This is a genomic window from Botrimarina mediterranea, from assembly GCF_007753265.1.
Classification (GTDB): domain Bacteria; phylum Planctomycetota; class Planctomycetia; order Pirellulales; family Lacipirellulaceae; genus Botrimarina; species Botrimarina mediterranea.
In genome coordinates this window covers 323,139-346,722 of record NZ_CP036349.1, presented here as the reverse complement: position 1 = coordinate 346,722, position 23,584 = coordinate 323,139, and the positions used below count along the sequence as shown (strand labels likewise).

Below are 23,584 nucleotides of genomic sequence, written 5' to 3'. Positions count from 1 at the left end.
ATGCCTACCTCTTGAGATATCTCCAATGAACAAGCACGCACTCCTCTTCGCGACGGCGGCCCTGACGTCCCTGGCGGCGCCGGTCTCCGCGCAGCTGGCGCTGAATATCGATCAAGCCACGGGCCTCGTCCGGGTCGTCAACACGAGCGACACCGAGACGGTCGAACTGAACGGCTACGACCTCGCCTCGCTGCAAAGCAGCGCGGCGAACGACGGGCTGCTCAACCCGGCCGGTTGGGCGCCTCTGGAAACGGCCGTGGGCGACGGCTGGCAAGCCACCAACTCCCCCAGCAGCGAGCTGCTGCTGGAGACCAACCCCAACAGCGTCCTCAGCCTCGGTCCCGGCGGCTCGCGCAGCCTCGGCGCCTCGTTCACCACCAACGCGTCACGGATCGCCTCGGCGCAGACCGCGGCCGGCTTCGGGAACGAGTACCGCGACGTGTCGTTCCGCTACACCGACGCGCTCAACAACTCGGCGGTCGAGGTGGGCGCTGTGAACTACGAGAACGCCCGCTTCAACAACTTGGTGCTCGACGTCGATTTCGGCACGGGCGCCGTGACGCTGACCAACGAGTCAGCGATCGCCGTCGAGATCGAGGCCTACATCATCAGCTCGGCCGCGGGCTCGCTCGACCCGAGCTGGAACGGCCTGCGTGACACGGTCGCCAACTGGGAACAGAACGTCGGCACGGCGAACGCGTTGGCCGAGGTCTCGCGGCTCGACACGAGCAGCAGCCCCGGCGCTCCGCTGGCGCCGCTGACGATCGCCGCGGGGGCGAGCTACGACCTCGGTTCGGCCTACACGGTCGGGGGGCTCCGCGACCTCGACTTCTCGTTCTTGCTGACTTCCGACACGGCCGGCGACGGCTTCGCCGGCGAGGTGCGTTATGTCGGCCTCCACGGCGACTACAACGGCGACGGCTCGGTCAACGCGGCGGACTACACGGTCTGGCGTGACACGCTCGACTCGACGAGCGACCTCCGCGCCGACGGCAACGGCGATGGCGTCATCGACCAGGCCGACTACGGCGTCTGGACGGCCAACTACGGCGCCTCGTCTGGTTCGAGCTTCGCTGTCGCCACGCCCGAGCCGACGACAATGACGTCGCTCGCCGTGGGGCTCGCGCTCGCGGGCCTCGGCAAGCGGCGGAGCTAAGCGGGCTGAGCGAGGCGGGCTGAGCGGCAGGGAGGAAGGTTCGAAGGTCGGATCGGCCATGCGTAGGAGGACAGGGAACTTGCAGGCAACCGAGAGCGGGGGCGCGACGACGCGTTACTTCTTTGAGCGATTTACGATTTGAACGGCGCGGCGTTGCGACTCGATTGACGGCGGCGTTGGCGTGCTGCGTTGCGAGCGGATTCGTAGCGGTAGGCAGTGAAGCGGTGGGCGACGACGTCGAGTTGCTCGTCAACCGCGCGACAGGCGGGGTTCTCCTCGCCAACAACTCGACCGAGAGCCTGCCGATCGCGGGGTACTCCCTGACGTCGGACGCGGGCTCGTTTGCGCCGGCGGCGTGGACCCCCGTGGCCGGCGCCTACGACGCCGACGGCGATGGATCGATCGACAGCGACGACCACTGGTCCGTGCTCTCGCAGGGGGGGCCTCACGACCTCAGCGAGGCCGAGCTCGGCGGCGGCGACGGCGGCGTCTTTGGTCCGGGCGGTGTGACAATCGACTTGGGGACGCCGTGGCTACGCAGCCCTTACGAGGACGTCCGCGCCGAGCTCCTGCTCAACAGCGGCGAGGTCTTGCCGATCGCGGTGACGTATCTCGGCGACCCCGTCGCGCCCGGCGACCTCGATGGCGACGGCGCCGTTGACGCCGCCGACTGGCGCGCCTTCCGCAACGCTTACCGCAGCGACTTGGGCGCCTTCAACCAGGTCGAGGCCCACGCCCACGGCGACATGAACGGCGACGGCAAAACCGACGCCCGCGACTTTGTCCTCTTTAAAAACAGCTACGAAGCCGAGCATGGCGCCGGGTCGCTGGCGACGCTGACAAGCGTGCCGGAGCCTTCCACGCTTGGCGTCGCGGCGTGCGCGGCTCTGGCGTTGGCGTTCCGCCGTCGCGTTCGTTGGAACTTGCGGCGGCACGGGGCGCGCGTCATCACGCCCAGCCTCTGCATCGTCGCGGTCCTAGCGCCAACCATCGTTCAGGCGCAAACCGTCGAGTCGTTCCACTACAGCACCGGCGGGCTCGCCGGTCGCAACGGCGGCAGCGGCTGGGGCGGCGCGTGGCGGAACAACTTCTCGCGCTCCGGGGCCGATTGGACCCTTGCCGGTCCGGGACTCGATTACCCGACACTGGCGAGTGAAGTCGGCATCGCCGCGACAAGCCTCGGCGACGGCTCGCGCTTTCAACGCAACCTGCCGCAGACCTACAACTCGGGCGTGGCGTACCTCAGCTACCTCTCGAGCAACAGCACGGCGAACGGTGACCCTTACTCCGCGCTCGAGCTTCAAATGGGCGGCGACGCCGATCCGTTCCGCGTCTTCCAAATCGGCTTGCTACGCAACGACGACGGCAATCCCAACGGCGGCTCCGAGAACGCCTTCTACGCCCGCAGCCGGGGCAGCGTCGGCGGCGGCGGCGGGGACGAGGCGCGGCTGGGCGACTTCAACACGGACACAAACCTGTTCGTCGTGCGGTTCGATCTCAACGCCGACACGGCCAACATCTTCTTCAACCCCAACGACCGCGACGACCTGACGGGGCCGGGCGACGCGACGCTCGACCTGTTCACCGGCTTCGCGTTCGACCGCATCGGGATCGCGAACTTCGCGGGAACGAACGCCTATAGCATTGACGAGGTCCGCCTCGCCACGGCGCCGCCGACCCTCACCCCCGCGCCGGAGCTCGAGCTCGTCGTGGATCGGGCGCGGGGCGTGGTGCGGCTGCAGAACCGCAGCACGGTCGACATCGACATCGACTTCTACGAGATCACCAGCGACGGCTCGTCGCTGAGCAAGGCCAACTGGCGCAGCCTGCAAGAGCAAGACTTCGAACAGCAGGGCGACCCGCAGACGCCGCCGACCGGCGACGGCTGGGAAGAGTTCGACGGCGGCGACGCGTCGTTCGTCGGCGAGGCCTTCCTGCAAGGGAACTCGACGATCGCCGCCGGGACCCGGGTCACGCTCGGCAAGTTGTACGACGCCGAGGTCGACGCCCATGACTTGCACTTCACCTACCACGACGCCGACAAGGGGCTCGTCGAAGTGCCGGTCGTCTACGAGAGCCTCGACGCGCCGCTCGGGGACTTCAACGGCGACGACGTCGTGAACAGCGCCGACTACACGGTCTACCGTGACAATCTGGGCGGCTCGCCGACGGCGTTCGCGCCGGGCAGCCGAGCGCCCGGGCACACGGGATCGATTGGCCAGCAAGACTACCTGACCTGGGCGCAGAACTACGGCGCCAGCGCATCGACCGCCGCGGCCAGCTCCGCGACGGTCGTGCCCGAACCCTCGGCGGCGGCCATCGCGATCGGCGCGTCGGTCGGCGTGCTGGCGCTCCGAGCGGACCAGCGACGCGTGCTTTCAACGGAACACTGAAGCTCTACAACATGATGAAGACAATCTTTCGATCGATTCGGGCGCTGGCGATCGGCGTCGCCGCCGTTGCGGCGCCGCTGCCGTGCCTCGCGCAGGGCGAGGCCTGGCGCGACGAGGTCCCCAAGCCCATCTACGACGCGCAGCCGGGGCTGGTGGACTTCTACTGGCGCGCCTGGGAAGGGGCGGCCGACCACGTCGTCGTCGACCCAAGGCTCCCGCAGTCGCCCTACATGGACGAGGCCCACAGCGCCAACATCATCTGGCCGTGGGACACCGCGTTTATGTCGCTGTTTACGAAGTACGCGCCACAGAGCTTCCCCGGTATCGAGAGCCTGCAGAACTTCTACCAGCCGATCCACGACGACTTCGACAGCTTCCCGCTCGTCAACGGCCACCCGGACAACCCACCGCTCTACGCGTGGACCGAGTGGGAGAACTACAAGGCGCAGAAGAACACGGCCCACATCAGCGAGCTGATCAACGAAGATCAGTACTTGCAGAAGCACTTCGAGTGGTTCGACACCGTGCCGGTTGGGACCAAGGTCCCCGGCAATGAGAACACCAACTCGCTCCGCTGGACGCACAACGAGCGGGTCAACGACTCCCAGGGCAACCTGCTCGGCTACCACTGGGGGAACATCGGCAACTACAGCGGCATGGACAACACGCCGCGCGGCCGCAACGAGAAAGGCGACATGCTTTGGGTGGACGCCATCGCCCAGCAAGGGCTCAGCGCGCTGAGCATCGCCCGGCTGCACGAGGCGCTCGGCAACAACGCCGAGTCGGCCCAGTGGATGAACACCTACAACGAGATCAAGGACGTCGTCAACACGCACTACTGGGACGAAGAGGACGGGACCTACTACGACATCAATGTCAACACGCTCGAGCCGATGCGGGTGAAGACGCCGGCGTCGTTCTGGCCAGTGCTCGCCGAGATGGCGAGCGACGAGCAGGTCGCGCGGATGGCCGAGATGGTGAACGACCCGAACCAGCTCGGCGGCGCCGTCCCCTGGCCGTCGGTCGCACGCAACGATCAGGACTACGACCCCGACGGCGACTACTGGCGGGGAGGCGTTTGGCTCCCCACCGCTTACATGGGGGTCAAGGCTTTGGAGAAGTACGAGCGGTTCGGCGAGGCCGACGAGACCGCTTACAACCTGATCCAGCACATGTACAAGACCTGGACCGAGTACGACGACCCGGAGCACGGCGCGTCGATCTGGGAGGTCTACGACCCCGACGAGGCCCGCCCCGCGACGGGGCCGAACAACATCAGCCGCCCGAACTTCACGGGGTGGTCGGCGCTGGGGCCGATCTCGCTGTTCGTCGAGAACGTCCTGGGCTTCGACGTGGACGCGACGAGCAACACGGTCACGTGGCGTCTCGAGCGGCCGGGCAGGCTGGGCATCGAAGGGCTCCACATCGGCGACGTCACCGCGGACCTCGTCAGCGACGGCGAGGGGAACGTGGTCGTCACCTCGGACTCGCCTTTCACGCTGGTCGTCAACGGGACCGAGTACGAGATCATCGCGGGAGAGAACGAGATCAGCGGCTTCGACTTCCGTCGCATTTACGGCGACCTGAACTTCGACGGCGCGATCGATCAGGCCGACGCCCAGCTCTTCCGGCAGGGGTGGCGGTCGTCCACCAGCGGCAACACCGACCTGGCGTGGTCGCTCGGGGACCAGAACCTCGACGGCGTCACCGACCTGCGCGACGTGGCGATCATGCGAGCGGCGCTCGCGAAAGTTGGCCTGAGTCTATCCTTGCGATCGATCCCGGAACCGTCCTCCGTAGGGCTCGCGGCAGTCGCGGCCGCACTTTCCGCGCGCAGCCCCAAGCGGTAACAACAGTAGTCCGATTCGGGTAGGATAAGGGTTTCATACACACTACACGCCGGGCGTCTCCGCCACACAACGAAGCAAACGAATGATGAATGCCTTACCGACACCCTTAATGGCGATATGCCTCGCATTGGTGGTCTCGACAGCGACTGCCGCAGACCCGCGTTCTACCGACGCCGATGCCCGCGAGGTTCAGAAGGTGGCGGCGGCAACGACCTCCGAGAAGGCCGCCGCCAGTGAATGGGTCACAATCATCGGGAAGGAGGGCGCCTCGGGTGTCACAGGGTTGGGCGGGAATCTGGTCGAATGCCAAGGCGTTAAGATCGCTGACGACGCGAGTCACCTGAAAACTATTCCTGGCGTGGGGGTTGTCGCCGCTAGTAGGAAATTCGCCTACGGGGATGACAACAACCTTAACTCCGTCGAGCACTTCGCAGACTGCGAGGTCGTGCTGGAGTTCGTTCTCGGCGAAGGGTGCAACTCGGGGGTCAAGCTTCAAGGGCGGTATGAGATCCAACTCTACGACAGCTGGGGCAAGGAGGCGCTCAGCGGAGTCGAATGCGGCGGCGTCTATCCGCACTGGGTCAGCGCGAAGCGAGGAATCAAATACATCGACGAGGGCGTCGCCCCTTTGCGCAACGCCTCCAAGAAGCCCGGCGAATGGCAGACGCTGCGGATCGTCTTCCAAGCTCCACGCTTCAACTCCGAGGGCAAGAAGGTCGAGAACGCACGCTTTCTAAAGGTTACGCTAAACGGAGAGCTCGTCCAGCGCGACGTGGAGGTCGATTCGCCCACAGGGAACACAACGGACCCATTGCCTGAAGTTGAGAAAGGACCGCTCTACTTGCAGATGGATCACGGCGCCGTGGCGTTCCGCAATGTCCGAGTGAAACCTCTCTGATACGAATACAACGAACTCGTTGCTTCTCGTAGAGTCCACAGTAGATCCCTCAATCTGGTTGGGCGTCGGGAATGCGGCGCCAAATCAAGGGAATCGACCTCGTCGAGAGAGGCTTACGATACGGCTTCCGAGTGCCATTGCGAGCGGATCGGGCGGGCCCACGATCGCTCAGCCTCACTGTTGACTGAAGGCCTGACCGCGAAGGCTGTCGTCACCGCTGTCGTCACGCACCGCGTCGAGTCCGCCGGTGAGCAACACGCCCTCGATCTTCGCCCGGGCAATCGCGAGTTGGGCCTGCGCGTTGATGTACTGCACGTTCGAATCGTAGAACGTCTTTCGAGCGATCAGGATTTGCACGAAGTCCGCTTCGCCCGCTTGGTACGCCTTCTCCGCAAGCTCCATCGAAGAACTAGCGCTGGGGAGAATTTCCGACACGTACTGCTCGATCGCAGCCGCCGCCGTCTCATACTCCTGAGAGACAACCGCGAGGCGCGCCTTCACGTCGTTCTCGATCCGCTCCGCTTCGAAGATCGCGCGGCAGACCTCCGCACGAGCGGCAGCGATATTCCCACGATTCTTGTTGTAGAGCGGGATCGGAACGCCCACTTGGACGTTGAGCATCCCCGAGTCCGTACCGTTATCGACGCCAGCCCCCATCTGGACGGCCAAATTAGGCGTCTGCTGAGCGAGTTGTCTCTCCACGGCGGCTCGGGCGCGGGCGACGCGAGCGCGTGCGGCGGCGTACTCGGGGCTCGTGGCGACGACCGTGTTAGCAAGCGAGTTCCACTCCATCGACGGAGTCTCGGTCGGTAGCGCCCCGGCAAGCGGCGCCTGCGCCATGTTAGGCTGTCCAGCAAGGGCTGCGATCTCACGCCAAGTCGCCGCCAGCCGTGCGGTCGCTTGCCGTCTCGACAGGCCCACTTCGCTCTTTTGAATGCGGGCCTGGAGTGTGTCGATCTGCGAGCCTTCCCCCGCCTTCTTCCTTTGCTCCGCAAGGGTGTAACCCTTCTCGGCGACAATCGAGAAGTCGTCGATCAGCTGCAGCTGGCGTTGGATCGCTAGCGCCTCGTAAAAGCGGATGCGGATATCGGTTGTGACGCGGAGCCGTTGCGCTTCTAGCTCCTGTAGCTGTGCGCAGACGGTCGCGTTCAGAACCCGATGATTGAGCTGGAGTTTTCCGCCCGTGACAATCTCTTGCTCAACAAACGCGAGGTGCTGATCCGTCCCCTCGTCAGCAAGCTGTTGGCCCTGGTAGCCGACGCGTGGGTTGGGGCGGGCCGTAACCTGCGCCCTGTAACCGGCGGCCTTCTGCGTCGTCGCTGTCAGTTCTTTGATGGCCGGGTTATGGGCGAGCGCGATCGCCTCCAGGTCTTCCAAGCTCATCTCTGGCGCCGTTGAAGTCTCAGCTTGGCCTGTCGCCGATGTGTAGCCCGTGACCAGTAGGATATGGGGCTGCCCTGTCTCACAACCAGCCGCGGATGCGGTCGAAGAGAACTCTCCGGACGCCGACGCCAGGGGGCCGGACTCCGTGTCAAAGTCAGCCGACGGGGTGCCCGCTATTGGAATCGCCGGCGTCGTCGTCGCGCAACCTAGGCACGTCGTGGCGAGCAAGACGCAGGCAGGTAGTGTGTAGCAACGCATTCGGAATTTCTCGTTGCGGCAGCAGACGACCGACCCTTCATCCGGAGACCGTCAATGGCACACGGGTCGCCGCATCACTCATGTTCGGCACTTCCGCCGAGGCACGCCGTCGCGATAAACGGGATTCTGCGGGACGCGCCGCCGCACCTCGTTGCCCTATCGTTAGCGTACGAAAAGTCGCCTCTCGTGCTAGCAGAGACGGCGGCGATCAGAGCACCCGGCGGGTCGATCAAACGCTAGCAACGCATCGTTTGAGGGTGTAAAGTCCCCCGACATCCGGTCGCAAGCTAAGATAGAGACTTGCGCTACCCGAGCCTCACCGTTGGGTCATCAATCGCTGCTAGCGTTTAGTACCTTCCGAGCATGTCGCCTGATAAATGAATCGGGGATTGGCCATCAGCGCGTGAGATCGACAGAAATCGCTCGCAAGAGTTCCTCGATCGAACCGGTGTTAGAAACTCTTGCCGACAAGATGAACTCCCCATCGTTAGTTATCCGCCGGTCAACTTTCACGACGCTCTTTGTCACGATTTGCATCGTTGCCCTTGCTTCTGGATGCATGCCGGTGGATCGCTATCGCTCGTCTGCGAAAGTCCTATTCCCCAATAAGCGTGTGCTTGCCCTCGTACAAGCCGCGGAAGCGGGTGACGCCCCCACGATTAAGCGACTAGTCGCTGAGGGCGTGGACGTAAATTCTTCGGGCCGCGCCGGTGTAACTCCTCTGTTTCGAGCTGTTGTGGCGTCGAACAAGGTGGGTTTCGAGACTCTCCTTGAGTTGGGCGCCGACCCCAATCAACGGGACAACTGGGGCGACGCGGCGATCCATACGTGCGCTGAGATGAACGACGGCTGGTGGGTCGAGAAGGCGATTCAGTATGGCGCTGATCCCAACCGAACGAACAAAGGCCATCCGTACTACCCGGGCGAGACCCCTATCTTCTACTCATGCCGCATTGAGGCCGCAAAAGCTGCGAAAGCACTCATCGACGCCGGGGCCGATGTCGATCATCGTGACAAAATCGGCGCAACGCCTCTGGAAATTGCTTCGGAGTACGCGGAGTACGATATAGCTTATATGCTCCTGAAAGCAGGAGCCAACTTTCGTAACGTGCGGGAAAACGGGGTCGACTACGTCGGTTGGTTTTACCGCAACCGACCAATTGATGCGGCCCCCGACGAGCAAAAGCCTTGGTTGAAGAAGGTGATGGACTTCTTGTCGGATCACGGGATGGACCTGGGCGACACCTCCCCTGTGGCCGAGCGAAGAAAAGCAAAGTCGCCCTAGGGATCGCGGTTGGGAAGCCGTACTTATTGGTGGTGAGGGTCGAGTTGGACCCAGAGAACGCCAATCCTTCAAACCGGACGAACATCAAGTACGGCTACGACAACGCGAATCGCCGCATCCGGAAGGTGACCTACGCCGGCGACTCGGCGACGAGCGACCCAACGAACTGTCGACCCTCCAGGTGGAGCACTACGTCTGGGACCGCGACCACTTGCGAGAGTGGTCGATAGCGCGGGGAGCCGATCGGACCGACCGGCAGCGGCCCGCCGGGCGCGGCACTTTTCGGCTGCCGATCACAATTCTCGCTGCCGTACGCCCCAAGATAGACGAACTTGCCCGCGACCCTCACGAACGCTTGTTCGGTCGGCTTGTGGAGGCAGCAGGCGGGGACGCGGGGCGGTTTGCCCGCTCCCTCAGGGACGGTTTTGCCCATCGAATTGGCCAAATGGTGTAGTAACGACACCCGTTTCGGCTCGCGGGCAGCTCCCGCGACCATCGCGGGGATCGGCCTAAGGTCCGACGCCTTCACCGTTTACAGCTAGTGGGCACGACAGAACTCGAATCTGTGACCTCTTGCATGTCAAGCAAGCGCTCTAACCAACTGAGCTACGCGCCCTTCGGCCGTTGCGGTGGGGCCGCGACGGCGAGTCTCAAAGTATACCGCCGGTTTGGCGGGCCGCCAGCCCCTTTGACGCCCCCCAGCGGGTGGTCTAGATGAACGATTCGGGCGGGTCTACGATTGATCTTGCCCGTTTCGGGGCCGTGCGGTGTAATCTCCCCACGCGCCGTCCCCGCTTGGCGCACGACCTGCCCGCTATCCACCCGCCGTGACATGTCCCGCCATTCCGCCACCGTCCCCAATTGGATGAGCTGGTCAGGCCTCGTCTATTACGGCGAGACGCTCGGGTTTGTGCTCGCTTGGATCGCGGGCTTCGTCGCGTTGTCCTACACGGCCTCGCCGACGCCGGCGACTCCTGAGGTCAATCAGGTTGCATCGGTTGGCAACTCCGCGGTCACTGTCGATCGCCAGTAAGCGAGCTCGTCAGAAAGCCGACTAGCGGAACACGCCGTCCGCAATTCTTGGCAAGCGGTCGGCGGTCCCTTGAAAGACGTAGATCATCGCTGACGCCGTGTCGCCGTCTTGGGGCGTCACCTCGGCGATCACACGTCGGTACTCATGAGGTCGCGGGCTGTCGGCGGCGCAGCCCTCGTACACGTCGAGCCGATCCAGAACGCGTCGGTCGGTCACTCGATAGAGTTCGCCATGAACGGCTTCGGCCGCGTCGACGGACGGAACCACCACCGGGTAGACGAGCGAGCCACGCGGCCCCGTCACGCGGTGCATGCGGCCGCGGTAGGTCGCCGGCCCAAGCAGCGTCGCCGCTTGGCGCAGGGCGATGGCGTGGACGTTGTAGAAGCGGCTCATCAATGTGCCGTAGACAAACAGCAAGTCGCACGGCGGATCGGCGCTGTTACGCATCATTCCGGAATCTTACAGCGTTACCTGTTAACACCACCATCGAGACCAACAGGACGCAGCCGGCGGGCTCGGGGATCCTGGATGCCGAAGCGGCGGCGGCAAAGGCGTCGCGCCACACGACGTAATCCGCCGCATCGATGACGCCATCGCCGTTGCCGTCGGCATTAAGCAGTTCAGTCGATCCGTACGCGCTGCGCCAAACTTCGTAGTCGGCCGCGTCGATGACTCCGTCGTGGTCGTAGTCTCCCGTGGCCGGGATCACGATGTCCCACGAAACAAATTGCTCTAGCTCCGAGTAGCCGCTACGCACCAGGTCCAAGGCGCCGCCGGTGTTGGCGAAGTCGAGGACTTCGTCGTACGCCCGGGCGGAGATTGCGTAGCTGCCGGGGGCGAGTCCTTCGAGCGAGACGTCGAAAGACTCCCCGCTGTTCGCGGCGCTCGGCGTCCCGTCGATCGACCACTCGACGAGGATCACTTCGGAATCGACCACGTCGACCCATAGTTCCTCCGGCGCCACGAGCGTCTGGCTGTTGCCGAGGAATCCATCGAGTGGATCGACGTAGCGGTAGATGTCCTGGATCAGCTTCTCCCGCGACACCGCGTCGAACGGCCGGTTGAGCGACCGCATCTTACTGTCGAGCGACGGGCGATAGACCCCGGACTCGTAGTAGCGGGCGCCCTCGTAAACGCCGATGTCGAGGTTCGAGCCGCGCGGGTCGTCGTAACCGAGCCAGTGGCTCCATTTGGCTCCATTGGGGTCCTTGGTGACGTTCACCTCGGTCGGCTCGCCACCGGTGTAGGGGCTGTTGTAGCTGACGTACTCGTCGGCGAGGCGTGAAAACGAGTGGGCGACCTCATGCAACGCAATCTCTTTGGAGCTCGAGTTGCCGCCCGCAAAGACCGCGTACGTCCCGCCGGAGCCGCCGTACTTCGTATCGTTCACCACAACGTACTGCGTGTCGGCCGTGATCCCCATGCCAGCGAGGCCGAGATTCCGCTGTTCATTGGTCTTCGACGTGCTAACCGTCAGCAGCCGCTCGGTGCCGCTGGTGAAGTAGGTGGCGTCGAGGGCCGTGTCGTAGAAGATCCCGTTGGGCGGCTGATCGGCGCCGGACTCATTGCTGACGACCTCGATCGCATGGGCATTGAAGAAGTTGCGGTACCGCGGGAACGGGTCCGCGAGCGCCGACGGCTCGAACTTATAATCCAAGTACGCATTGACGTGCGACGTGTAGAGGCCCGCGTCGAGGTCGGTCTGCGTGTAGCCATCGCCGAGGAAGACGATATCGACACGGTTAGATGACGGGCCGTTGTCGATCAACGTCGTCAGCGCCGGCGCAGCCGCGGGCCAGAACAGGACGGCCAACACCATTAAGCTGCAACGCACCATCGAGCCCTCTCCACCCGAGCCCCACTTAGGCAACGGCGTCAGCCGTCGAAATCCCTTCTCATCTCAGCCCTAACCCGTCCCCTAGTAATTCGGCGTCGGCGCGCGGAAGTCGCTAAGATTCACCGACTTGAACCACTCGATCGTCTTGTCGAGCCCTTCGTCGAGTTTCACCTTCGGCTCCCAGCCGAGCTTTGCCTTCGCCAGCGTGATGTCGGGCTGACGCTGCGTCGGGTCGTCGGAGGGGAGCGGGCGGTGGACGATTTTCGACTTCGATCCCGTCCGCGCGATCACTTTCTCGGCCAGCTCGAGGATCGTGAACTCGCCCGGGTTGCCGATGTTCACCGGTCCGACGAAGTCGTCCGGCGCGTTCATCATCCGGATCATGCCCTCAATCAAATCATCGCGGTAGCAGAACGAGCGCGTCTGGTTGCCCTCGCCGAAGACAGTGATGTCCTCGCCCGCCAGCGCTTGGCGGATGAAGTTCGACACCACCCGGCCGTCGAATGGGTGCATCCGCGGGCCGTAGGTGTTGAAGATCCGCACAATGCGGACGTTCACGCCGTTGTGGCGGTGGTAGTCCATGAACAGCGTCTCAGCGGCGCGCTTGCCTTCGTCGTAGCACGCGCGGAGGCCGATCGGGTTGACGCTGCCGCGGTACGACTCGGGCTGCGGATGGATCTCGGGGTCGCCGTAGACCTCGCTGGTGGAGGCTTGCAAGATCTTCGCACGGCAACGCTTCGTCATGCCGAGCAGGTTGATGGCCCCCATGACGGAGGTCTTCATCGTCTTGATCGGGTTGTACTGGTAGTGGCCCGGCGCCGCGGGGCAGGCCAGGTTGTAGACCTCGTCCACCTCCAGCCACAGCGGGTGGGTGATGTCGTGGCGGACCAGCTCGAAGTTCGGTTTGTCGAGCAGGTGCGTGACGTTCGACTTCTGCGACGTGAAGAAGTTATCGACGCAGATCACGTCGTGGCCATCGCCTACCAAACGCTCGCAGAGGTGCGAGCCGAGGAACCCGGCGCCGCCGGTGACGAGGATGCGTTTCAGTTGCGACATCGGGAGATCGTGGCGGGCGGGGCGGGGCGATCGGCGGGAACTTGCTAAACTCTCCCGTCGGGAGAGCCCGGTAGTGTGATCGACTCGACGGCCCAGAGCAAACCACACAGAGCCAACGACGGCCCGGTCCGTTACACTGTCCGGACCTTTTCCCCGCTCTTTTCCGCCGCCGATCGTATGTCGAAGCCAGCCGACCCACCGAGACCCGCGATCGCCCTCCCGCCGCGGGGCGCCGCCCTTCTGCTAGCGGTCGGCCCGGCGATCGTCTGGTGCGCCGAGTACATCGGTTCAGGAGAGGTGATCCTCGCCACCCGCACCGGCGCCGTCCTCGGGAGCGGCGTCCTCTGGGCGGTCTTCATCGGCGTCTTCCTCAAGTACCTGATCGGCTTGGCGGGCGGCTGGTACACGGTCGCCACCGGCGAAAGCATGATCGACCTCTTCGGCCGCCTCCCGGGCCCGAAGAACGCCTTCGTGTGGGTCGTCTTCTTTGTCCAGCTCGTCGCGTCGATCTTCGCGATCGGCTCGATCGCTTCGTCGGCCGGCGTCTTCATCGCCGAGCTGACGCCGATCCCCGCCTACCTTGCCGGCTGGATGGTGACCCTGTTTGCGGTCACGATCGCCTGGATCGGCGAGTTCCGCATGATGAAGTTCGTCATGGCGGCGCTGATCTCGCTGACACTCGTCGGCGTTGTCGTTATCGCGGTGCAGGTGATGCCGCCGCTCGGAGAACTCTTGGCCGGACTCGTGCCGAAAGTCCCCGCCGTCCCCGACTGGGCCGTCGCGCAGAAGGCCAACCCCAACGGCTGGTCCGAAGTGCTCCCGCTCTTGGGCTGGGGCGCCGGCGGCTTCGCCAGTCAGGTCTGGTACACCTACTGGGTCATGGGAGCGGGCTACGGCGCCGCGGCGGGCAACCGTCAGGGCAAGCCCGCCGACGAGGCCCTACTCAAGACGCTCAATAGCGAAGACGCCCAACGAATTGCCGGTTGGCGCCGGCTCGTGACATTCGACGCCACCTCGGCGATGGTCGTCGGCATCGCCGTCACCAGCGGCTTCCTTCTCGCCGGCGCGGGGGTGCTCGGCGCCAATGAAGTCGCGCCCGAAGGAACCAAAGTCGCCTTCACCCTCGCGTCGCTCTTCGGCAGCCAGTGGGGCTCGACCGGCGCGACGCTCTTCCTTGTCGGCGGCGCCGCGGCACTCGTCTCGACCCAGCTCGCCCAAGTTGCCGGCTGGCCCTACTTGCTCGATGACTGCGTGCGGCTCTGCCTGCCCAAGACGGTCGCCGCTTGGTCGCCGATCACCCGCCGCCGCGCCTGGCTGGTCTTTTATCTGATTGCAAGCATGGCCATCGTCTATAGGCTTGGCTACAACCCGGTTGCCTTGGTGCAGTTCGCAGCCACCCTCGAAGGCCTCGTCCTCACGCCGCTGCAAGCGCTGGCGATGATCGTCGGCCTCTATTGGATCTTGCCGAAGCTCTATCAGCCCGAGGTCGGCGCCCAACTGAGACCCGGCCCCTTCATCGGCGTCGGCCTCGTCGTCTGCTTCCTGTTCTTCACCGCCGCGGTGGTGATGTCGCTGGTGATCGCGATGAAGTAGGCCCAAAATGTGAGAGGCGTGTCCAGACGCCGATTACGGTGTCTTGGTCGGAATCGGTATGGTGCGCACAGTCGTAGGGTGGGTCGCGACCCACCAGCAGCTAGGTTGATACGGAGCTAAATAACCGGACGCTAAGGCGTGCCGGCTGATACGGACACTGAATCAGCCGCGGGGCCTTAGCCCCCGGTTTTGCTGCTTTGCCAACAAGCAACCACTGACAATGGCGATCACTAGCGTCCCCGGCTCCGGGACCGACAACGCCGCCGCCGGCAACACGGCCCCGTAATTCGCCGCCCACTGCCCGTATTCCGCGGCGCCCATGCCCGCGTCCCGCCACACGGTGTAGTCAGCCGCGTTGACCACGCCGTCATTGTTGAAATCGCCCAGCAGCGACAGGCTCCCCGGCTCGATCGCCTCCGCAAACTCCGCCGCCTCGAAGAGCGGCCCCGGCGCCATTTCCGAAATCGCCAGTGTCGTCGTCAGCACGTTGTATCCCGTCGCCGCCTCCCACACGCCCGTGTTGGCGAAGCGGATCGCGTAACGCACGTCGTCGCGGATCGAGGCGTCCGCGTCGGGCATCCACAGCGCGACCGTGTACTGCCCCTCGGCAAGGTCCTCGGGCAGCACCAGCTGCGTCTCGACGCTGGCCATCTCGCCGCCGGCCCACCAGCGGGGATCGACCGATAGCTTGGCGGTCGTCACCTCACCCGTCGTGTTGTGACGCAGCACTACCTCGACAGGCCGCGGGTTGAACAGCTCGCCGAAGCCGACGTTGTCAATCGTGAACTCTAGCGGTAGCAGCCCCGCGGGCTTCGCCATTGTCGGCAACGCCGCCTCCTTCAACTCGAAGCGATAACCCAACCGCCGCGCGATCTCGTCGAACGCGCCCGCGTCGCGCCAGTGCTGGATCACGTCGGGGTGATAGTTGATATTCAGATAGTCGGTGTGCAGCGCCGTCATCTCGGCGATCGCGTTCGGCGCATCGTTGCACTCGTGCCGCCCGCATGTCTCGCCGCCGTGCGCCGCGTACCGACTCTCGCCGCCGATGTAGCCGATCTCCCGCGCCCGGCTCCAGCCCGGCGTAACGTAGGTCCCCACGTCGTTCGGCGACGACAAGAAACAGTCGTTGAGGTGCCCGACGCGCGACAGGTCGCTCCCATCAAACGCGTTGGCCGCGGTGATGACGGCCGACTCGCTCCCCGACGATCCGCCGAAGATCTGCCGCTTGTAGTGCGGCGTGCGGATGCCGACGGTCCGGTCCACCGGCAACGCGTCGAGGATGGCGCCGAGGATCTCGGTCCGATTCGACACCGTGTCGTTCCCGTTGGTCGAGCCGTGCCACTCCCCCCAAGCGCCGATGAAGCCGGCGTCCATGTGGAAGATCACGTCCTTGTTCGCTTCCCAAAGCGGGCGCAGCTGCTCGATGTGGCCGAGAATGACGCTCTTCGGGGCGTCGGCGCCGCCGTCGTTGTTGTAGTTGAGGCGGAACTTGACCTTGATGCCGTGCTCCCGGGCCTCGTCGAAGCCGTTCTGAATCTGGTTCAGAAAGCTCTGGCTCAGCGGCGCGTTGCGGAACGCGCTCGCCGTCGCGCCGGCGTACACGATCGAAACGCCCTGCGCCCGGGCGTTGCCGTAGTTCCACGGGTCGAGCAGATTGCTGAACTGCATGAACCCCCGCTCGGGGTTCAGAAAGGCCGCGTCGGTCGCCTGGTACTGCGTTGTCTGGCTCGGCCCCTGGGCCGCCGCCGGCGAAGTAATCGCCGCCGCAACAAGAAGGGCCAGCGGCAGACGCGACAAGAGGTTCCAGGTCATGGCGGGCGGTTCGCTGAGGTCGAGTCACGCAACGGCTATCTTAGCCACGCCGCGGACCGGCCGCTGGTTACGCAGAAACCGCCACAAATTCCCCCTCCTCCTTTAGGGGGAGGGGCTAGGAGAGGGGGAGCCCTGGGTGCCCGCTCAACCTCTCGCCTACTGGCCCCCAGCTCTACTGGAGTTCGGCCAGCCGGACGTTGCGGAACTGGACCACCATCTCATTCCCCGGGTGCAGCTGCAGGCCCACCGGGCCGCGCTCAACGGCGGTGTCCGACTCGTAGTGGCAGACGTGCTTGCCGTTGAGCCAGACGTCGTAGTCGTTCCCCACGGCGACCACCTTCATCGCGTTCCAGCCGTCCGCTTTCAGCACGTCGGCCACGCCCGTCGCCTCGACCGGGTAGCCCTTCCCGCCGATGTAAGGCGACGCGGTCATGTCGCGCTTCAGCGACCCCGAGATGCCGATCTGGATCTGGTCGTTCTCTTGCCGCAAGAACACGCCCGAATCGACCGTCCCCGAAACCGACTTGAACTCCAGCTCGATGATGAAGTCGTCATACTCCTTCTCGGTCCACAAGGTCGAACCCTTCCTGCTCTCGTCGCTCGTGACCGTAAGAACCCCGTCCTCAAGCTCCCAGCAATGCGCGAGCGTCGAGGGCTTCCACCCGTCGAGGCTCTTCGTGAGCGTCGGCGGCAACTCGTCAGCGAGGGCGACGGTGGCGAGAACAGCGACGATGGCGAGCGACAGGGGTTTCATCGAGAGGCCTCGAAAGAGTGGCGACGAGTGGTGTGGCGACATGATAACCCGCAACGCGAGCGGGTTGCGGATGGATGACGCGATACAGGCCACGTGTTGGGAGAACGGTACGGCTCGGTAATTCTCCTCCCTTTTGAGGGAGGGGTTAGGGGAGGGTGAAACGCGTCCAACGGAGTGCGGGTTTTTGGCGAATCAACTTCAAAAGCGCTAGTTGCCAAATAGACGTTGCGTAACGGACAAGTCAGACCCTCCCCCCGTTTTCCGAAGAAGTGGCCTCCCCAAAAAGATAGGGGAATAAGCAGACGCTCACTCCGCTCGCCGTAGCCCCTCATATCGCACCACCCACGACCCATCCGCCGGAAACCCCGGCGCGTGCTGCGACGCGTCGGCGCCCTCCCAGCCCGCCGCCATCATCGCGGCCGCGTACAACAGGCCGCCGTTTGCCGGCAGATAGACCGGCAGGCGGTTCTCTTGCCAGCAGTGGCCGCTCGGCAGGTAGCCGTTCTTCGGCGTGTCGCGCAGCAGCAGTGCGACCGCGTCCTCGGGCCGGCCTAGCCGCGCCGCCGTCATCGCCGCCATCGGGCAGTCCCAACCCCACGTCGATTGCCAGTCCCAATCGTCGAGCACGCCGGTAAGCGTCCGGTCCATCACCTGGCGGTCCACGAGGCCCACGTCGGGCAGCATGCCGAAGGCCGCGAGCATCGAGGGGTGGTCCTCACGGATCGTGTACGGCGCCGTCTCGATCGCCGCGTACTCACCGTCGCGTATTGTGGGCTTCGCGATCTTCTCAGCCACGTCAATCCACTTCTCGTTCTTCGGCAGCGCCATCCGCTCACGCCACTCGCTCGCCACGCCGAGCGCCCACCGCCAGTAGGCCAGCTCAAACGTCGGGTTGAGCACGCCGCCTTCCTTGAGCCCGCTATAACTCTCCTGCGCGGCGACCAGTAACGGGCCGAGCACATAGCGATCGCCCTCCGCGTCGTCGTGGGCGTAGTCCGCCATGAAGTCGGCCGTCGCCTCGACGATCGGCCAGTAGCGCTGGAGCGTCTCCGGCGTCGGGTCCGCGTCGTACAGCAGTTTCACGAGCCAGATCGGGTGCGGCTGCTGCCAGATCAAGAGTTCGCCAACCGAGCTCGGGCTGCTAACGCCCTCGGGATCGGTCATCTTCGGCCAGCGAACGCCCGCGTAACCCTGCCGCTCCGCGATGCGTCGCGCAGCGGGCAGGATCTCCTCGTACCAGCTGAGGCTCCGCTCCAGGAGGTCCGCCCGACCCCACAGCGCAAAGTGCGCCGCGTGCCACCAGTGCATTTCGAGATGGTGTTTGCCAAACCAAGAGTTGCACACGAGCCCCGTCTCCTGCGGTGGCATCGTCCCCGCCGAGTGCAACGCCGTCAGGTACTGCGACAACACGATACGACGCTCCAGCTCCCGCCAACGCGGATCGGTGCTCTGCGACAGATCGATCGCCGCGCCACGCTGCCAGAAATTTTTCCAATGGTCGGCGGAGGCTTGAAGGTTTGCCGCGTAATTGGAATCGCCGCCACCACTGATCGAGCCTTCTTTGAATGCAATCAACACTTCATTCTTTTCAGTACGCCATCCAATCCGCCAGGAATGCGGATCGGCGCCGTAAACATCGCCGTCGACGTGTCGCTGTGTTCGAAAGACACCGTAGCGGGACCCATCTAACTCACGCACAGAGTGTGCGTTGACGCTACCGTCACTTATCAACGGTTCTGTCTTATGCCGCTCCGGCTTCGACCAGTCATCCATCCGCGGGCCCCATTCGCCCGTGGGATAGCTAAAGGTCACGTCGATCGCCACACGACCTTCAGCGCCAAGCGGCGACTCGATCAACACGGCCACCGCATCCATCTTCGGATGAGCAACCGTCCGCACCGTCACCGGCTCGCCATCGAACTCAAACTCGCTCACCGCTTCGCCCGTCCACAGGTCGAGCGTCTGCCGCGGTGACTTGATGTCGTCGCGGGTCGCCGCGCTGCCGTCCTTGTGCGTCAGCCGCAGGGCGATGCGGCCCAAGTTGAACTTGTGGGGATTGGCGCGCAGCGACTTGGCGGCGTCGCTCTTCATATCGGTCGCGTACGAAACCTTGCGGCCGTGCACGGTGTACTCACGCAGCGCCGCCTCGTACGGCACGTCCTCGCTGCCGGGGAACGAATGCCATGCCCACTCGGCCATCGTCGCTAGAGGCACGGCGCCCGGCTCTTCGCTCGGGAAAGTCTGCAAACCTGTCACGTCGAAGTTGAACGCGAACGTCCCGTTGCCCACCGCCAGCGGTGAGTCGTCGTGGAACTCGGTCAGCACGATGTTGTGCCGCCGGACCAACGCCTCACGATCAATGGGGTCCTCACGATCGATCGGCGCGTCGCGATCCGTCCGCTCCGCGGCATGGCACGCGGCTGCCATCAGGACCGCTAAGAGGGAGAGCAAGCCGTGTCGCATCGGTCGCCTTCTGCCGGAGGAAAAAGGCGTTCCGCACGACGCCTTTTAGCCCCACATTATAACCGATTTTGAAACGCCACGTCGGCTAAATTAGCCACCCCCCGGCGGACCTAAACGGTCGAGCCCGCGCGTCGGCGCAGCGTACGGAATAAACCCGTCCGCACGAGCGCGGCGGCAGAAGTCAGCGACCAATTCACCATCGTTAACGTAATCCACAACGAGCACCACCTTGCCCTCTTTTAGGAAATCAGACTTCAGCACCTCGACCTTGTCGCCGTCGGTCGCCAGCGCGTTGTTCTCATCCTCGTCGCCGCGGTAGTACGTGTCTTCGATCGCGATCGCGCCCATCGCGTCCAGATAGTCCCCGGCGAGCTGTGCGTCATCTGGTTGGGGATGCTTGCCGTGCCGCAAGTCGTTCAACATGAACTCGCCGTTCTGCGGGATCACAAAGAACTTGGGGTTCACCTCCCGAGCGTGCGCGGTGAATGAAACAACGAACGTCGCCATCCGCCGCGCGGCGTCTTGTTGGTCGATCGGATCACCATCGCGGCGATCGCGCTGCTTCGCCTTCGCGCCCCAGAAGTAATACGCATCGACGATGTCGAGGTACGCCCCGTCGAATCCCTGAGCGACGATCTGATCGAGCCAGCCGTTGCGCGCGTCGTTGAAGACGATCGCCTGCCACGCCGGGTCCCAGTAGCGGACCTTCCGCGACTCGGGCCAATCGGGGTTCACCGGTCCCAGCCAAGCCGGTGCGGCGCCGGTCAGCGCGCCCCGTGCGCGACCGCTGCGGGTCCACTCACGGCGCCAATGGGCGCGGAACTCACTTGCCTCGCCAATCGAGAGATAGGCAACCACCACACGCCGGCCCCCGTCGACCCGGCGCTGCATCTCGGCGACCTCGTCACTTGTGAACTTGCTGGCCTCGTCGCCATGCCTCGCGAAATCCACCACCATCAAGTCGTGCGGCGCCGCGGCGATCGCGACGGGCTCGTGCCGCTGGAGCTGGTAACCCCAGGTCCGCACCGAGACGGGTCCATCCTTGGTTTCAAGGTCCTGGGCAGACGCAACAGCGGCGGCGAGCGAGAAAGCGACGGCAAGCAGGCGGGGCATCGTATATCTCGGGCAGGAAGGACCGGGAATCCGTTTGCTACGTCACAGGATCGTCAAAGGCTACTCACCACACGGGCGATTCGCTGGCCTATACTGACGTCTCGCCCGCTTGATCCTCCCTGCGACACCACGCCTTGAAGACCCCGCCACGCCGCCGCCCCTCCCTCGCCGGCTTCACGTTCGCTGCCGCAGGCTTCACGCTCGTCGAACTGCTGGTGGTGATCGCCATCATCGGCGTGCTCGTGGCGATGCTCCTCCCCGCGGTTCAAGCAGCCCGCGAAGCGGCCCGCCGCGGGACCTGCCAGAGCCACTTGCGGCAGTTCGCGATCGCGATGCAGACGCACCACGAGCAATTCGGCCGCTTCCCCACCGGCGGCTGGAGCTACCTCTGGACCGGCGACGCCGACCGCGGCTCCGATCGCAACCAGCCCGGCGGCTGGCTCTACAACGTGCTGCCCTATGTCGAAGAGTCGGCGGTGCACGACATGGGCAAAGGTCTCACCGGCGACGCTAAGCTGCAAGCCGCCGCGCAGATGGCGCAGACCGTCGTCGGCATTGCTTACTGCCCAAGCCGGCGCGCGGCCGCGCTGTATCCGTTCACAAGCAGCAAGCCCATCGTCAATGCTGAACCCTCGCCCTTCGTGATGAAGACCGACTACGCCGCCAGCGCTGGCGACGTCGTCACCAACAACGACGGCCCCGCGACGCTCGACGGCGCCGACACGCACGACTGGGGCAACGCCTTCGACGCCACCGGCCTCTTCTTCGCCCGTAGCGAAATCCGCATCCCGCAAATCACTGACGGCACAAGCAAGACCTACGCCGTCGGCGAGAAGCGAGTGCAGTTCGGCTCGTTCGAAAAGACGGTCGAAAGCGGCGGCCCCTTCGACTGGGGCGACGACGGCCTCGCCTTCGTCGGCCATGGCGCCGACGTCGCCCGCTTCGCCAACGTCGATTCGCCGCTCGGCCCCGATAGCGCGACAGCCTTCCACCGCAGCTTCGGCAGCGCCCACCCCACCGGCTGCGGCTTCGCGATGGCGGACGGCTCGGTGCAGTGGATCGCCTATGACATCGACCCCGAACTTCACCGCCGCAACGCCAACCGCGCCGACGAATCAACAACGACTTCAACTCCTTAATGAGACGGCCCACGAATCACACGAATCAACACGAATACCCCCTTATTCGTGCCAATTCGTGTGATTCGTGGGCAATGAAATGCACCTTCGACGGACAACAGAAATGCAAAAGTACTTGTTAATCGCCATCGCGATGGGTTTCGCTACGATCGCCACGGCGCAAGACCGTGGCGAGGCGATCTATCTCGAGAAGTGCGCCTCGTGCCACGGCCGCGACCTGCAAGGGGGCAACGCCCAGAGCATGGTCGATGGCTTCTGGCAGTTCGGCGGCGGCGACGGCGAGTTGTTCCGCAACATCAAGTTCGGCATCTCGGCCGTCGGCATGCCCGCCTACGGGGCGACGCTCTCGGACGAGGATGTCAACAGCGTCATCCGCTACATCCGCGACGCCGCCAAACGCGAAGGCGCCGAGCGCCCGCCGCTCCCCGAACAACTCGCAACGCGCGACTACGACGTGAAGGTCACGAAGTGGATCGAGGGCGGCCTCGAACTTCCGTGGGCGCTGACCTTCATCGACGGCAACACCGCCCTCATCACCGAGCGCCCCGGCCGCCTCCGCATCGTGCGTGATGGCAAGCTCGACCCCAAGCCGATCAGCGGTACGCCCGAGGTCGTCACGTTCGTTCAAGGCGGTCTCTTGGACGTCGCCGTTGACCCCGACTACAGCGAGAACGGCTGGCTCTACCTGAGCTACTCGCACGGCAGCGGAAAGAAGGATCGGCACAACAACCCCGGCGCGATGACGCGCGTCGTCCGCGGCAAGATCAAGGACGGCGCCTGGATCGACCAGGAGGTCCTGTTCGAGGCGCCCGAGGAGACTTACAAGTACACCGGCCTGCACTTCGGCAGCCGCATCGCGTTCGACAAGCAGAAGCGTCTCTACTTCTCGATCGGCGAGCGCGGCCATCAAGACGATGCGCAGGACCCCAAGCTCCCCAACGGCAAGGTCCACCGCATCAACCGCGACGGTTCGATCCCGACCGACAACCCGTTCGCCGACGGCAACGAAGGCATGCCCTCGGTCTTCACCTACGGCAACCGCAACCCACAGGGCCTGGCGACGCACCCGCGGAGCGGCGCCATCTGGGAGACCGAGCACGGCCCGATGGGCGGCGACGAGGTCAACATCCTCAAGTCGGGTGCCAACTACGGCTGGCCTAAGATCACGTACGGCATCAACTACAACGGCCTGGCGATCAGCGACCAGCAACGCGCCAAGGGGATGGAGCAGCCCGTCTACTACTGGGTCCCGTCGATCGCCGTCTGTGGCGTCGAGTTCTGCCGGGGCGAAGAGTTCCCCCGTTGGCGGAACAACCTGATCGTCAGCGGCTTATCGTACGAGACGGTGCAGCGACTCGCCATCGCCAATGGCCGTGTGATGCACAACGAGCAATTGCTCAAGGGCGCCGGCCGTGTCCGCGACATCGCCATCGACCCCAGCGGCGCCATCTACGCAGTGCTCAACGGCCCCGACATGGTGGTCAAACTCACCAACGACGGCGCCGCCTTAAGACAGTAAGGGCTACCCGCTCCGGACTTGCGCCTACAATCGGTTCGACAA

The 23,584-nt window shown here is 64.5% G+C and carries 18 protein-coding genes and 1 tRNA gene; 9 read left to right on the top strand and 10 right to left on the bottom strand.

The window, feature by feature from the left end; translation table 11 throughout:
* Positions 1 to 25 precede the first annotated feature (25 nt).
* From Spa11_RS01355 to Spa11_RS01340, 4 genes are all read left to right on the top strand, one after another.
* On the top strand, positions 26 to 1,156 hold the full coding sequence (locus tag Spa11_RS01355; RefSeq protein WP_145105785.1) for a dockerin type I domain-containing protein: 1,131 nt from the start codon (positions 26 to 28) through the stop codon (positions 1,154 to 1,156).
* A gap of 122 nt (positions 1,157 to 1,278) precedes the next feature.
* The gene (locus Spa11_RS01350; protein WP_145105782.1) at positions 1,279 to 3,549 is read left to right on the top strand and encodes a dockerin type I domain-containing protein; all 2,271 of its coding nucleotides are present in this window, start codon (positions 1,279 to 1,281) and stop codon (positions 3,547 to 3,549) included.
* 11 nt (positions 3,550 to 3,560) lie between these two features.
* Positions 3,561 to 5,399: an MGH1-like glycoside hydrolase domain-containing protein gene (locus Spa11_RS01345; RefSeq protein WP_145105779.1), complete on the top strand. Its 1,839-nt coding sequence runs from the start codon at positions 3,561 to 3,563 to the stop codon at positions 5,397 to 5,399.
* A 109-nt stretch (positions 5,400 to 5,508) separates the two neighbouring features.
* Entirely contained in the window at positions 5,509 to 6,297 is a 789-nt protein-coding gene (locus Spa11_RS01340) for a 3-keto-disaccharide hydrolase (protein ID WP_197529658.1), read from the top strand.
* Between the two features lie 174 nt (positions 6,298 to 6,471).
* Here the strand turns inward: Spa11_RS01340 and Spa11_RS01335 are convergent, their stop codons facing one another.
* On the bottom strand, positions 6,472 to 7,680 hold the full coding sequence (locus Spa11_RS01335) for a TolC family protein (RefSeq protein WP_197529657.1): 1,209 nt from the start codon (positions 7,678 to 7,680) through the stop codon (positions 6,472 to 6,474).
* 661 nt (positions 7,681 to 8,341) lie between these two features.
* Between Spa11_RS01335 and Spa11_RS01330 the strand changes: the two genes are divergently transcribed.
* Positions 8,342 to 9,223 carry an ankyrin repeat domain-containing protein gene (locus tag Spa11_RS01330; protein ID WP_145105771.1) on the top strand — a complete coding sequence of 294 codons (882 nt, stop codon included), beginning with the start codon at positions 8,342 to 8,344 and terminating at the stop codon, positions 9,221 to 9,223.
* A gap of 130 nt (positions 9,224 to 9,353) precedes the next feature.
* Here the strand turns inward: Spa11_RS01330 and Spa11_RS01325 are convergent, their stop codons facing one another.
* Together Spa11_RS01325 and Spa11_RS01320 are read right to left on the bottom strand one after the other, a co-directional pair.
* On the bottom strand, positions 9,354 to 9,656 hold the full coding sequence (locus Spa11_RS01325; RefSeq protein WP_145105768.1) for a hypothetical protein: 303 nt from the start codon (positions 9,654 to 9,656) through the stop codon (positions 9,354 to 9,356).
* Positions 9,657 to 9,765: 109 nt separating this feature from the next.
* Positions 9,766 to 9,839, bottom strand: a tRNA-Val gene (locus Spa11_RS01320).
* Positions 9,840 to 10,055: 216 nt separating this feature from the next.
* Between Spa11_RS01320 and Spa11_RS01315 the strand changes: the two genes are divergently transcribed.
* Positions 10,056 to 10,256, top strand: coding sequence for a hypothetical protein (locus Spa11_RS01315; protein ID WP_145105765.1), 201 nt, complete (start codon positions 10,056 to 10,058; stop codon positions 10,254 to 10,256).
* A 21-nt stretch (positions 10,257 to 10,277) separates the two neighbouring features.
* Here Spa11_RS01315 and Spa11_RS01310 read toward each other — a convergent pair whose 3' ends face one another.
* The 3 genes from Spa11_RS01310 to Spa11_RS01300 form a co-directional block, all read right to left on the bottom strand.
* Positions 10,278 to 10,706: a gamma-glutamylcyclotransferase family protein gene (locus Spa11_RS01310; protein WP_145105761.1), complete on the bottom strand. Its 429-nt coding sequence runs from the start codon at positions 10,704 to 10,706 to the stop codon at positions 10,278 to 10,280.
* On the bottom strand, positions 10,696 to 12,093 hold the full coding sequence (locus Spa11_RS01305) for a M64 family metallopeptidase (RefSeq protein WP_145105758.1): 1,398 nt from the start codon (positions 12,091 to 12,093) through the stop codon (positions 10,696 to 10,698). The genes Spa11_RS01310 and Spa11_RS01305 overlap by 11 nt, the downstream gene beginning before the upstream one ends.
* 81 nt (positions 12,094 to 12,174) lie before the next feature.
* A complete protein-coding gene (locus Spa11_RS01300; protein ID WP_145105755.1) occupies positions 12,175 to 13,149 on the bottom strand; it encodes a UDP-glucuronic acid decarboxylase family protein in 975 nt (324 codons plus the stop codon).
* 177 nt (positions 13,150 to 13,326) lie between these two features.
* On the opposite strand from Spa11_RS01300, the gene Spa11_RS01295 reads away from it, so the two are divergent.
* A complete protein-coding gene (locus tag Spa11_RS01295; RefSeq protein WP_145105752.1) occupies positions 13,327 to 14,742 on the top strand; it encodes an Nramp family divalent metal transporter in 1,416 nt (471 codons plus the stop codon).
* 162 nt (positions 14,743 to 14,904) lie between these two features.
* Here Spa11_RS01295 and Spa11_RS01290 read toward each other — a convergent pair whose 3' ends face one another.
* From Spa11_RS01290 to Spa11_RS01275, 4 genes are all read right to left on the bottom strand, one after another.
* A complete protein-coding gene (locus Spa11_RS01290) occupies positions 14,905 to 16,554 on the bottom strand; it encodes a DUF4832 domain-containing protein (RefSeq protein ID WP_145105749.1) in 1,650 nt (549 codons plus the stop codon).
* Between the two features lie 172 nt (positions 16,555 to 16,726).
* Entirely contained in the window at positions 16,727 to 17,308 is a 582-nt protein-coding gene (locus tag Spa11_RS01285) for a 3-keto-disaccharide hydrolase (RefSeq protein WP_145105745.1), read from the bottom strand.
* 306 nt (positions 17,309 to 17,614) lie between these two features.
* Positions 17,615 to 19,771 (bottom strand): hypothetical protein, encoded by a 2,157-nt coding sequence (locus tag Spa11_RS01280; RefSeq protein WP_197529656.1) that lies wholly within the window; start codon positions 19,769 to 19,771, stop codon positions 17,615 to 17,617.
* A 90-nt stretch (positions 19,772 to 19,861) separates the two neighbouring features.
* Positions 19,862 to 20,884 carry an MJ1477/TM1410 family putative glycoside hydrolase gene (locus Spa11_RS01275; protein WP_145105742.1) on the bottom strand — a complete coding sequence of 341 codons (1,023 nt, stop codon included), beginning with the start codon at positions 20,882 to 20,884 and terminating at the stop codon, positions 19,862 to 19,864.
* Between the two features lie 134 nt (positions 20,885 to 21,018).
* On the opposite strand from Spa11_RS01275, the gene Spa11_RS01270 reads away from it, so the two are divergent.
* A complete protein-coding gene (locus Spa11_RS01270) occupies positions 21,019 to 22,023 on the top strand; it encodes a DUF1559 domain-containing protein (RefSeq protein ID WP_145105740.1) in 1,005 nt (334 codons plus the stop codon).
* Between the two features lie 103 nt (positions 22,024 to 22,126).
* The gene (locus Spa11_RS01265; RefSeq protein WP_197529655.1) at positions 22,127 to 23,542 is read left to right on the top strand and encodes a PQQ-dependent sugar dehydrogenase; all 1,416 of its coding nucleotides are present in this window, start codon (positions 22,127 to 22,129) and stop codon (positions 23,540 to 23,542) included.
* The last annotated feature ends 42 nt before the right edge of the window (positions 23,543 to 23,584 follow it).